Raw genomic sequence first — 11,160 nt, 5'->3', positions numbered from 1 at the left:
CCCGACGCCGAGACGCCGGATCATCGTGCCGAGCCCCATGCCAAGCGCCTGGACGCCGATCAGATTGAGTTCTGGCGGCACTGTCGAACCGGGATGGCCGAACCACCAGCGCGCGTCATATTCACGAAAACCGGATGCCTTGATCAGCGCCGCGGTTTCGAATTCGAAGCTGTTTGGCCAAGCTTCGCCGACGATTTTTAGGGGCAAGACGGCAGGGCTCCAAGCGGCAGAAATACGATGCATCAATGCAGCGGCTTAGCACACAAGGCTTTAAACCGCGTTTATCCCGACCGAAATTCGGGCCATCCGGCAATGCCCGCGGAAAGCGTACGAAATGCGACAGAAGGGCTGCCATTGCCGCTTGCAGGAACGAAGTGTGGCGGCTATAAGCCCGCGATCTGGTCACGGAGTGTAGCGCAGCCTGGTAGCGCACCTCGTTCGGGACGAGGGGGTCGCAGGTTCAAATCCTGCCACTCCGACCAGAAATTCAGTATGTTAGCGCATCCCGACCTTGGCGCCCCACCCGAGATTCACCAGAGATAGAGCCTTGCCCAAGATCATGCCTGTTCCTTGGGAACGGACGCGAGATTCGTTCCTCTTAGGGGCATGGGCCACGAAGTCCCTGCCACCGTGTGCAGGCGTCTAGCGGAGGCCGAAAAAGCTCAATACCGCTATGACGACGACCACCGCTCCCACCAGCCAAATAATGTTGTTCATAATCTCACTCCTGTTGCCCGGTGAAGCCCGCGCCTCTGGCGGAGGACGCGGGCCGATCAGCCTTTGCCTGCTGATCTTCAGCGGACACCAAACCGTGATGTCTGCTGCGGGAAGAACTGTTAGGCCGGCCTAATGTTCCGTCGCCTGACGGGATCTGGTGCCAGGTGGGCGAATTGTCTTCACATTTGCGGCAGAGCGTTCCTCCCTAGCAGTGACAGAACGCGAGTGGTGTTTGCCACCGCCGGCGCAGATGGCCGGAAGCAAGCCCCTCTTTTTCAAATCGTGGCGACGCGATAGCCAGCCCTTCGATGCTGCGTCCGGCTGTCCCGGGGAACCGGAACCAAAGGGATCAACAGCAGTTGTATCCAACGAAGGGCTAATCAAAGCAGTTGGAGAACTTGCAATGAAAACAATGATCATGTGCGCTTTGGCGCTTTCGATGGGATTGCCCGCTTTGGCTTCGGCAGCCGAGGCTGACGTCGTCATCAGGACCCACCATCGGCACCACCACAACGTCAGGATCATCAACGAGGAAGGCCAGCGCCTGCATTACCGACACCACGGGAGGGTAGCGTTCTATGACCATGGCCGTCGCCATTGGCATCACCATCGGAATACAGTCGTCGTCACCGGCTCCGTCTCCACCCACCACCGTCACCATCATCCGGTGGTGATGGAAAACGGCGGTTACTGATGCCTGACTGGTGGCCCGGCTCTCGCGAGCCCGGCCACCAGGTGACTTTGCCCAGCACGCTGCGCGGCGCGTTTCATGCAAATGGCTTCGAGTTCTCGCCTGAAATACAGCCATGCGAAGCGGATCGTTTCAACCCCGAATATCTCACCCCACTCGGAAGCAAGTCGCGAGAATTCTGCGGTGAAGTGAACTGGCCACCAAGACTTGAGGGTTCGCCGAATCCATGCTCGCTTGCACTTGCATGCGACGGACGAAGCCTATCGACCTACGAAGGAACTTGGCTGAGCCAATGTGCTAAGGGATTAGCTGAGGACTATTCCAGCCACCATGAAGGTGATGGCCACCGCGAAAATCGGTGCGAGCAACCAGCGCGCCTGACCAACACTCTTTTCCATCAAACTTCTCCCGTAATTTGCAATCAGACAACGGTGATAAAGAGCGGCTGTTCCGGCCGGCCGGCTTGGCAAGACCAATGCGTTCTAGGCTCAGACTTAGGTCCGACATCCACCCGACCGAAGCCCTGCGCCGGGAACGTTTCCACTCGGCCCAAGTTCGAGTTCGGGCGCGGAAAACCAAGCGAAGCGGGAACGGATGAGCACCACAATGTCCAACCATGAGACTGTAACATCCCATGTATTGGGGATGCGCATAGATAGCCTCAAAACCAGAATGCAACACGCTCAGATCACCGAGGGTGAAATGAAGACCTTCCAAAAAGTAGCGGCCGTGATCGAAGGCGGCCGAGGCCGCATCGACGGGGACGATCTGATCGCCGCATCCTTCGTTACCGACACGCTGACGGACGCAACGTCCGAGTGACCATGCCAACAATCAGTAAGCTTTTCGAATCCCATGCCGAAGCGGCGCGGATCGCCGGGGACCTGTTGGCGGCCGGGGTCCCGCGCGTACAGATCGCCATTATCGGGCCCTATCGTGACGAAATCGATGTCCTGAGGTCCCCGGGTGTCATGCTGGCCGCTGCCGCCGGGCTGTTGGCGTGGCTCGGCGCCGTCGCTGTTTACGACATCAACCTTTTCTCGACCGGCCTGTCGGCAATAGCCCTGGTCAGCGTGTTCTGCGGCGGCCTCGGCGGATTACTCGGAGCCATGGTCGCGGCCACCAGAACACCCGAGCGGCTAAGTATCGGCGAGGGGATTGTGCTGGTGACGGCGCATGTAGACGACAATGCGGCCGACATTGCCCAGATTGTGCTCGGCGGTGGTTGCTCCATGACCGAATTGGCCGCCCAAGCAGCGTAAAAATTCCGACAGCGATAAGCGGGCCGATAGCCAAGTGCAGAACGCGAGCACTGGCCGGCCGGTGAAACTTTGACGAAATGGGTATCAGCGCTAGGTTGATCGATGAAGATCAGGGAGGCGGCAAAACGGCCGGGCCGGACGCGCGCATGAGTTTGATTTCAAGGACAAGGTCGGCACCCGCTCTTCTGGCTGTGGCCTTCCTGGCTGCCGGATGCTCATCGATCGGCAGGACGGCCGATCCGGCCAAATACGAGAGCCTAAGCTGTAGCGAGCTGAACAGTGCGCTGGGAAGTAGCGCGCGCGACATCTCGCAGACGGCGATCACCCGAGGCAAGGTCGCCAACACCAGCGTGCCGCGCTGGCTGCTGGGCGGATCGCGCGTCAAGACCGCGGTCGCCAACCGTGAAACGGCCAGGATCGACCGGCTGAAGCAACAGCAGGATGCCATTGTCGCTGTGCGCGCACGCAAGTGCGCGAGCTGAGCGACAGAAGACGCCGCGATAATTGCCCCTACCGGCGCTTTACGCGCTCAGTCGAAACCGAGTGACGTCGATCGCGGCGTTCATCAGCGTCTGCGTATAAGGCGCCCGTGGATTGCTGAATATCTCTTCCGTCGGCCCCTCTTCGACGATCTTGCCTTGCTTCATCACGATGATGTAGTCGGCCAAGGCGCGCACGACCGACAGATCGTGGCTGATGAAGAGATAGGACAGTTCGTGGTCGGCCTGCAGCTTGCGCAGCAGTTCGACGATCTGTTTCTGCACCGAGCGGTCAAGCGCCGATGTCGGCTCGTCCAGCACGACCATCTTCGGCTTCAGAATCATGGCGCGGGCAATGGCGATGCGCTGCCTTTGTCCGCCGGAAAATTCGTGCGGGTACCGGTTGCGTGCATTGGGGTCGAGGCCGACCTCGCGCAGGGCCTCGACCGCGCGCTCGTCGCGCTGCTTTCCTGAAAGGTTGGGCTCATGCACCAGCAGCCCTTCGGTGACGACCTGACCGACGGTCATGCGCGGCGACAGCGAGCCGAACGGGTCCTGGAAGACGAGTTGCATCTGGCGCCGCAGCGGCCGCATCTGCCGCCGGTCGGCAGTGGAGATATCGCGATCGCCGAACCGAATGAGCCCATCGCTTGGCAGCAACCGCAGCAAGGCGCGGCCGAGCGTCGACTTGCCCGAGCCGGATTCGCCGACAATGCCGATGGTCTGGTTGCGCTGCAGCCGGATCGAGATGTGATCGACGGCCCGCAGCATCAGCGGTTCGCCGGCCAGAAACCCACCGCCGATCCTGAATGTGACTTCGACATTCCTACCTTCGAGCACCACCGGCGCATCGGCTGGCGGCGGCGACTTGGTTCCCTTCGGCTCAGCCGCCAGCAGCATTTTGGTATAGGCGTGCCGTGGATTGGCAAAAATGGCTTCCGCCTCGCCTTCCTCGACCACCTCGCCCTGGCGCATGACATAGACACGGTCGGCAAAGCGCCGGACGATACCGAGGTCGTGGGTGATGAAGACGATCGCCATGCCGAGCTTGCGCTGCAGTTCGGCCAAAAGCATCAGGATCTGCGCCTGGATGGTCACGTCAAGCGCCGTCGTCGGCTCGTCGGCGATCAGGATGTCGGGGTCATTGGCGAGCGCCATCGCGATCATCACGCGCTGGCGCTGGCCGCCGGACATTTCGTGCGGATAGGATTTCATCCGCCGTTCCGGATCGGGAATATGCACGAGCCGCAGCAGCTTGAGCGCCTCTTCATGCGCTGCGGCGGCACTCAGGCCGCGATGCCGCCGGATCGGCTCGATCAGCTGGTTGCCGATCGAATAGAGCGGATCGAGCGAAGTCATCGGCTCCTGGAAGATCATGCTGATCTTGCGGCCGCGGACCTTGTTCAGCTCGGACTTGCTCAGGGTCAGCAGGTTGCGGCCGCGATAGTCGACATGGCCTGACGCTTCGCCATTGGAGGCCAGCAGGCTCATCGCCGCCATCATCGTCTGGCTCTTGCCGGAGCCGGACTCGCCGACCACGGCAACCGTTTCGCCCGCGTTGACGTGGATGTTGATGCCCTTGACCGCTTCGACCGCACCGTCGAGCGTGCGGAAGCGGACGCGCAGGTCCTTGACGCTGAGGATCGTTTCGGAAGCAGCCATTTCAGCGGTCCCCATCTTTATCGATCCCCATCTTTATCGATCCCCATCTTTATCGATCCCTTGGGTCGAGCGCGTCGCGCAGGCCGTCGCCGACGAAATTCAAGGCGAACAGCGTCGAGACCAGAAAGAAGGCGGGAAACAGGAGCAGCCAGTTGGCGGTGCCGATGTTCTTGGCGCCGACCGAGATCAGCACGCCCCAGCTGGTCATCGGCTCCTGGATGCCGAGCCCGAGGAACGACAGGAAGCTCTCCAGGATGATGACCTGCGGCACCAGCAGCGTCATGTAGATCACCACCGGGCCAAGCAGGTTCGGGATGACATGGCGGATCAGGATGCCACCCTGGCCAATGCCCATGGCTTCCGCCGCCTGGACATATTCCTGCCGGCGAATCGACAGCGCCTGGCCGCGCACGATGCGCGCCATGTCGAGCCACAGCACGGCACCGACCGCCAGGAACATCAGCACGAAGTTGCGGCCGAAGAACACCACCAGCATGATGACGAAGAAGATGAACGGCAAGGAATAGAGCACGTCGACGATGCGCATCATCACTTCATCGACCTTGCCGCCGGAAAAGCCGGCGGCGGCGCCGTAGATCACGCCGATCACCACCGCCACGACACCGGCAAGCAGACCGATGGCCAGCGATATGCGCCCCGCCATCAGCGTGCGGGAGAGAAGATCGCGGCCGGTATTGTCGGTGCCGAACAGGAAATACTGCTGCTTGACCGACGCGCTCATCGTCACTTCGAGGCCGTCGGACGACTTGTTTTCGATCTTGGTGTCGTCGAAGGCATCGGACCGGTCGAGGTAGCGGATGTTGCGGTCGTCGATCGGCTTGATCGACTTGACCGTGACGAAGACCTGGCTCCGCTCCTGGTGCCAGTCCTTGATTTCGACCCGCATGCGTTTGATCGCTTCGGTAAGTGCCGTCTCGATCATATCGGGTTTCGGATAGGCCGAGAGGCTTGGCGGCATGCGCACATAATCGGCGTAGATGGTCGTGTATTGATGCGGCACGAACCACGGGCCAAAGACGCTGATGACCCCAATTAGGGCGAGGTAGTAGAGGCTGAACATGGCGGCGCGGTTTGCCTTGAGGCGCGCCCAGGCATCGCCCCAAAGCGAGCGACCAACGATTGCGGGGGCCGTGGCTGCGATGTCAGTCATAGCGCACCCTCGGGTCGACGACCGCGTACATGACGTCGACGATCAGGTTGAAGACGATGGTAAAAATGGCGATCACCACCACCGTTCCCATCACCAGCGTATAATCGCGGTTGAGCGCGGCATCGACGAAATAGCGGCCGACGCCGGGAATAGAGAAGATCGTCTCGACGATGACCGAGCCGGTCAGCAGTGCCGCCGCCGCCGGGCCGGTGAACGAGACGATCGGCAGGATGGCGCCGCGCAGCGCGTGCTTGACCACCACCGACCAGTCGGAAAGGCCGAGCGCGCGCGCCGTTCGGATATGATGGGATCGCAGCGACTCGATCATCGAGCCGCGCATCAGCCGGGCAACGATGGCGATTTGCGGCAAGGCAAGTGTCAGCACCGGGCCGACCTTGTTGATGAAGGCGCCGTCGCCCCAGCCGCCGATCGGCAACAGCCTCCAGGTCAGCCCGAAGACAAGCTGGATCACCGGCGCGATGACGAAGGTCGGGATGGTGCTGCCGGCTGTCGCCAAGGCGATCACGGTATAGTCGCCAAGCTTGTTCTGGTTGAGCGCGGCAATGGTGCCGAGCACGCTGCCGAGCAGCAGCGCCAGGATCAGCGCCGAGGCGCCGAGCTGAACGGAAATGGGCAGGCCCTTGGCAAACAGTTCGGTGACTGTGAAATCCGGCATGTTGTAGCTCGGGCCGAAATTGCCACGCAGCAGATTGCCGAGATAATGGACATATTGCAGCCAGAGCGGGTCGTTGAGGCCGAACTGGGCTTCCAAGTTGGCCTTGATCTCAGGGCTCAGCCCCCGCTCCTGGTTGAATGGACCGCCTGGCGCGACGCGCATCAGGAAGAACGCCATCGTCACGATGACGAACAGCGTCGGGATGGCGGTCAAAAGCCGCCGGAATACGTATCGCAGCATCGGTGCCCCGCTTGATCCGGAGCATGCTCGTCCACTCGGGCGATTGCGCTCCAGCCTTCAAATCTTCGCACCGGATGTTCTGAAAATCCATTTCCGCTTCCCGGGCCGATGCGATGGCAAACCAGCGCCGCCGCGCATCAGTTGCGCGGCGGCTTGGCCAGGGATCAGTCCTTGCTGACGAAGCGCGACGGATGCACGTCCATCACATTGTCGACGAAGCCATGCAGCTTCGAGGAAACGATGTCGTGGTAGCTGTAGTAGAGAAGCGGGATCTGGCCGACATCGTCGATGAGGATGCGCTCGGCCGCTGAGAGGTCCTTCATGCGCTCTTCGGGCTTGCCGCCGGCGGCCGCGGCCTTGTCCATTGCCGCTTCGTATTGCGGGCTGTTGTAGTTGGAATAGTTGTTGCCGCTGGCCTTGCGTGTGATGCCGAGGAAGGTCTCTGGATCCTTGTAGTCGGCAATCCAGGCGGCACGCGCCACGTCATAGTCGCCCTTCTGCTCGAGGAAGGAGTAGTGGGTCTTGGTGTCGGTGTTGAGCAGCGTGACGTCGACGCCAAGCGGCTTCAATTGTTCCTGGATCGCCACTGCCGTGTTCTTGTGGTTTTCCGAGGTGTTGTAGCGGATTTCCATCTTCAGCGGATGTTCGGGGGTGTAGCCAAGCTTCTCGAGGATCTTCTTGGCCGCGTCCTCGCGGTCGATCTGCGGCATGTCGGCATATTTGGCCATTGCGGGCGTGTAGCCCTCGATGCCCGGGGGCACCATCGAATAGCCGGGGAGCATCGAATTCTGCCAGACCTTTTCGGCGATGAAATCACGGTCGATCGCCATCGAGATGGCATTGCGCAATTCAGGGTTGTTCCACGGCGCCTTGTCGGTCTTGATGGCATAATAGTAGGTGCCGAGATACGGCCCGACATGGATCTGGTCGCCGAACTTGGTCTTGAGGTCGGCGAGCTGTTCGGTCGGCAGATCGTCATAGCTGTCGAGTTCGCCGGCCTCGAAGCGCTTCATCGCCGATGAACGATCCTCGGTCGGAATGTAGTTGACGACGTCGAACTTGACGGACCCGGCGTCCCAGAATTTGGGATTCTTGACCAGTTTCATGTGGTCGTTGGGAACCCATTCGGCCAGCGTATAGGCGCCGTTCGAAACCAGATTGCCCGGCTTGATCCAGTCGGCGCCAAGCTTTTCAATCGAGGCCTTGCTCACCGGATAGGTCGCCTGATGGGTCAGCATCTCCAGGAAGTAGGGCGTCGGCGCCTTCAGCGTCACCTCCAGGGTGCCGGCGTCGATCGCCTTGACACCCATGTCCTCGGGCTTGCCCTTCTTGGTGTTGACGTCCTCCGCGCCCTTCACCGGATACAGCATCGAGGCGTATTCGGCCCCGGTCGCCGGATCTTCCAGCCTGTGGAAGGCATAGACGAAGTCGTCCGCCGTCACCGGGCTGCCGTCCGACCACATGCCGTCCTTGCGCAGCTTGAAGGTGTAGACGGTGCCGTCATCCGACACCGTCCAGCTTTCGGCGGCGCCCGGAATAAGCTTCGCCTTCTCGTCCTGCATGACCAATCCCTGGAACAGATCACGCAGCACATTGGCTTCGTAGACCGTAGAGGTCTTGTGCGGATCGACCGATTCCGATTCAGCGGCGGTGCCCCTGTTATAGACGGTCTCCGCGAAAGCCGGCGTGTAGAATGCGCCGGCGGTTACAGCCATGGTGGTGGCGAATACCGTCGCCTTCAGCATATTTTTCAGCATGAAGTTCTCCCTGTCGGCGCTGCCATCGGCGCGCCTTTGCGTGTTGACGCCCCGGAGCCGATGTCTGGCTCCTTCGGGCGTGCCGTCGGTTCCCTCCGGCGGCTGGTGGCAGGAGACTAGACAGGAGGTAAGCTCTTTTCAACCGAGTACTGATTGACCCTAAGTCAATCCCATTGCCAAGAAAGCAACGGCTAAATTAGAGATTCGTTTTCAATCGACCGCAGCCTTTGGTTGTGCCCAGAGTTTTCGCTTTCTGCATGCGAACTTGGGCATGCTGGTGCTATGGTCCACAACCTCATTTCCAAGGCTCGAAGGCGCCAGTTCCGATCAGACAATTCGGCAACATCAGCGGTCGAGTTCGCCTTGCTGTCACCGCTTTTCATCCTTCTTTTGCTCGGAATGGTTGCATACGGCATCTATTTTGGCGCCGCCAATTCGATCCAGCAAATTGCAGCCGACGCTGCCCGGACAGCCATCGCCGGGGTGAACCAGACCGAGCGGCGGACGCTCGTGGCCAGCTATCTCACCAACAATGCCGGCGGCTACCCCTTCGTGGACGCCAGCAAACTGACCTACCAGGCCAATGACAGCGTCGCCGACGGGAGCCAGTTCGTGGTGTCCATCTCCTACGATGCCCGCAACCTGCCGATCTGGAATCTGTTCCCTGGCATAGCGATGCCAGGGACGACCATCAAGCGTCAGTCGACGATCAGGGTCGGGGGTATCTGAATGCTGCGGCGGGCGGGCAAGGGTATCGGTCGGCTTGCACGGTCGATGATGGGAGACAGGAAGGCGAACTTCGCCGTCATGACCGCATTGAGCGCGCCGGTTGCATTGGCGCTGGCAGCGGTGGCCATTGACGAAGCGTCCATCTACACCGAGCGCCGGGAAGCCCAGGCGATGGTCGATCTGGCGGCGATTACCGCCGCCTCGAACATCAACAACGTCAACACCGCGGTCGTCACCACGCTCACCGACAACGGCATGCCGGGCGTCGTCGTTCAAGCTTCGGGCCAGACCATTGCCCCGGCCGCCGGCAAAACGGTGGTGACGGTCACGCAGGGCCGATATGCCTCATCGACCACCAATGTCACCCAGCGCTTCCAGGCGGGTGTGACGCCTTACAACGCCGTCCGCGTCACTTTGGCAAAGATTCCGAACCGCTATTTCGCAAGTTCGTTGATCCCCACTCCCGTCATCGGCACCCAGGCCACGGCCAGCATGACGCCGCTGGCGACGTTCTCGGTCGGATCGCGGTTGCTCAGCGTCAACGGCGGCATCCTCAACGCACTTTTGAGCGGACTTCTCGGCGGCAACATCTCGCTCAGCGTCATGGATTACAACGGGCTGGTCTCGGCGGATGTGAGCGTGCTTTCCTTCATCAGTGCGCTCGCCACGCAACTGAACATCACGGCCGGAACCTATTCCGACGTTCTGGCATCGAAGGCGACGGTCGGCCAGATCGCTACCGCCATGGCCAATGTTCCCGGTCTCGGCAATACGGCCAAGGTCGCCCTGCAGACCATCGCCTCCAAATCGACCAGCACCGCCAAGATCCCGCTCAGCAGCCTTGTCGACCTTGGTTCGGTCGGCAGCCTGGGCCTCGGGCAACAGCCGTCCGGGCTCGGGGTAGACGCAAGCGCCATGGGCATGCTGACGGCAGCCGCCGTGCTCGCCAACGGTACCAACCAGGCCGCGATCGATCTCGGCGCCACCATCCCGGGGCTGCTCTCCACCAAACTCAGCATCGCCATCGGCGAGCCGATGCAGTCCTCGCCCTGGCTGGCGATCGATGGTATCGGCACCGTCGTGCGGACCGCTCAGACGCGCATCAAACTGACGGCCTCCGTCGGTATCGGCACGCCGGGCCTCGCCGGCGGCATCAGCCTGCTCGCTGTTAACCTGCCGCTCAATGTGGAAGTCGCCTATGCCGAGGCCAAACTGACCGACATAACCTGTCCGACAGGGCCTTCCAGCATCAGCGTTTCCATCGCCGCGCATCCGGGCGTTGCCCAGCTAAACCTGGCCAACAGCAACAATTCCTCCGGCTTCGCCGACTTCAGCCAGCCGCAGACCTTCACGGATGCAGACATCGCCGATGTGAGCCTCAGGCTCCTGCTGATCAATATCCCGTTGATCCAGGTGATGGGTTCGGCCGCGACGGCAATCACCAACAACAGTCCGCAGACCCTGACCTTCAACGCGACCGACATCGCCAACAAGACGGTGAAGACGGTTTCGACACGAAACATCTCGCAGTCGCTCACCACGTCACTGGTCAACAATCTGTCGCTTTCGGCCAATCTGCTTGGCCTTGGGATCGATGTGACCGCCCTGCTCGGAACTGTCAAACCAGTAGTGGTGGCACTGCTCAACACTGTAACGGCGCCCGTCGACGACCTGCTCTACAATGTGCTGTCGGCCTTGGGCGTGGGCGTCGGCCAGGCCGACGTGCGCGTCACCGGCGCGACCTGCGGCCGAGCGGTGCTCGTTCAGTAGGACGGC

General features: G+C 61.2%; 10 protein-coding genes, 1 tRNA gene and 1 pseudogene. 7 read left to right on the top strand and 5 right to left on the bottom strand.

Annotated features, from left to right (window positions below):
• A pseudogene (locus tag X739_RS1000000167300) lies at positions 1-207 on the bottom strand (phosphomannomutase/phosphoglucomutase); the annotation flags it as partial.
• A gap of 198 nt (positions 208-405) precedes the next feature.
• Here X739_RS1000000167300 and X739_RS139320 point away from each other — a divergent pair.
• From X739_RS139320 to X739_RS139335, 5 genes are all read left to right on the top strand, one after another.
• Positions 406-482 (top strand) — tRNA-Pro (locus X739_RS139320).
• A gap of 638 nt (positions 483-1,120) precedes the next feature.
• Positions 1,121-1,411 carry a hypothetical protein gene (locus tag X739_RS1000000168630; RefSeq protein ID WP_023784612.1) on the top strand — a complete coding sequence of 97 codons (291 nt, stop codon included), beginning with the start codon at positions 1,121-1,123 and terminating at the stop codon, positions 1,409-1,411.
• 603 nt (positions 1,412-2,014) lie between these two features.
• Entirely contained in the window at positions 2,015-2,230 is a 216-nt protein-coding gene (locus X739_RS139325; RefSeq protein ID WP_023771527.1) for a hypothetical protein, read from the top strand.
• 2 nt (positions 2,231-2,232) lie between these two features.
• On the top strand, positions 2,233-2,670 hold the full coding sequence (locus X739_RS139330) for a hypothetical protein (RefSeq protein WP_023771526.1): 438 nt from the start codon (positions 2,233-2,235) through the stop codon (positions 2,668-2,670).
• 146 nt (positions 2,671-2,816) lie between these two features.
• Positions 2,817-3,152: a hypothetical protein gene (locus X739_RS139335; RefSeq protein ID WP_023771525.1), complete on the top strand. Its 336-nt coding sequence runs from the start codon at positions 2,817-2,819 to the stop codon at positions 3,150-3,152.
• A gap of 39 nt (positions 3,153-3,191) precedes the next feature.
• Here X739_RS139335 and X739_RS139340 read toward each other — a convergent pair whose 3' ends face one another.
• From X739_RS139340 to X739_RS139355, 4 genes are all read right to left on the bottom strand, one after another.
• Positions 3,192-4,811, bottom strand: a complete 1,620-nt coding sequence (locus tag X739_RS139340) for an ABC transporter ATP-binding protein (RefSeq protein ID WP_023796080.1) — start codon at positions 4,809-4,811, stop codon at positions 3,192-3,194.
• A gap of 49 nt (positions 4,812-4,860) precedes the next feature.
• The gene (locus tag X739_RS139345; RefSeq protein WP_023796079.1) at positions 4,861-5,982 is read right to left on the bottom strand and encodes an ABC transporter permease subunit; all 1,122 of its coding nucleotides are present in this window, start codon (positions 5,980-5,982) and stop codon (positions 4,861-4,863) included.
• Positions 5,975-6,898 (bottom strand): ABC transporter permease subunit, encoded by a 924-nt coding sequence (locus tag X739_RS139350; protein WP_015318681.1) that lies wholly within the window; start codon positions 6,896-6,898, stop codon positions 5,975-5,977. The genes X739_RS139345 and X739_RS139350 overlap by 8 nt, the downstream gene beginning before the upstream one ends.
• A 164-nt stretch (positions 6,899-7,062) precedes the next feature.
• Positions 7,063-8,655 (bottom strand): peptide ABC transporter substrate-binding protein, encoded by a 1,593-nt coding sequence (locus X739_RS139355; RefSeq protein WP_023796078.1) that lies wholly within the window; start codon positions 8,653-8,655, stop codon positions 7,063-7,065.
• Between the two features lie 282 nt (positions 8,656-8,937).
• On the opposite strand from X739_RS139355, the gene X739_RS01000000166660 reads away from it, so the two are divergent.
• Positions 8,938-9,384: a TadE/TadG family type IV pilus assembly protein gene (locus X739_RS01000000166660; protein ID WP_023771521.1), complete on the top strand. Its 447-nt coding sequence runs from the start codon at positions 8,938-8,940 to the stop codon at positions 9,382-9,384.
• A complete protein-coding gene (locus X739_RS139360) occupies positions 9,385-11,154 on the top strand; it encodes a TadG family pilus assembly protein (RefSeq protein ID WP_023796077.1) in 1,770 nt (589 codons plus the stop codon).
• The last annotated feature ends 6 nt before the right edge of the window (positions 11,155-11,160 follow it).

This window comes from Mesorhizobium sp. LNHC209A00, from assembly GCF_000502915.1.
In the GTDB taxonomy this organism is placed as follows: domain Bacteria; phylum Pseudomonadota; class Alphaproteobacteria; order Rhizobiales; family Rhizobiaceae; genus Mesorhizobium.
Note: the sequence above shows the minus strand (reverse complement) of the source record. Positions and strands in the feature narration are given on the sequence as shown.